Annotated in this window: 2 pseudogenes; one reads left to right on the top strand and one right to left on the bottom strand. The window is 51.1% G+C overall.

The features are described 5' to 3' along the window. Positions 1–111 (top strand): annotated as a pseudogene (fur, locus tag J5224_RS33510) (ferric iron uptake transcriptional regulator); the annotation flags it as partial. A 76-nt stretch (positions 112–187) separates the two neighbouring features. On the opposite strand, the pseudogene J5224_RS33505 reads toward fur, so the two are convergent. Further along, a pseudogene (locus tag J5224_RS33505) lies at positions 188–648 on the bottom strand (glutamine--tRNA ligase); the annotation flags it as partial.

The following is a 648-nucleotide window of genomic DNA, read 5'->3' as shown; positions in this document are numbered from 1 at the left end:
GAAATCGCAGACAGACACGGTATCAAACTGACTAACCACAGTTTGTACCTCTATGGCCATTGCGCTACGGGCGACTGCCGCGAAGAAGAAACGCTCCACGACCCAAAATAAGTCAGGTTTTTTCTGATTGATGCCATAAAAAAACCGCCCAAACAGGCGGTTTTTTCATTTCAGTCAAACGCTGGCCTCAGCCAACCCAGGTATCACGCAGACCTACCGTGCGGTTGAACACCAGATGCGTTTCGCTCGAATAGCGGCGATCGGCACAGAAATACCCTTCGCGTTCAAACTGATACGCTTTTTCTACTTCTGCCTTCGCCAAACTCGGTTCAACAAATCCCTGAGCCACTTTTAGCGAATCCGGGTTGATGGTTGCGAGGAAGTCATCCGCCGCACCTGGATTTGGCATGTTGAACAGGCGATCGTAAAGGCGGAACTCAGCCGGCAGCGCATGTGCGGCAGAAACCCAATGAATAACGCCCTTCACTTTACGCCCGTCAGCCGGGTCTTTACTCAACGTTTCGGCATCATAAGTGCAATACAGCGCGGTGATAACGCCCTGTTCATCTTTCTCAACCCGTTCCGCCTTGATGACATACGCATTGCGCAAACGCACTTCTTTACCCAGTACCAGACGCTTGTACTGTT

This window comes from Candidatus Symbiopectobacterium sp. NZEC135 (assembly GCF_025962695.1).
Note: the sequence above shows the minus strand (reverse complement) of the source record. Positions and strands in the feature narration are given on the sequence as shown.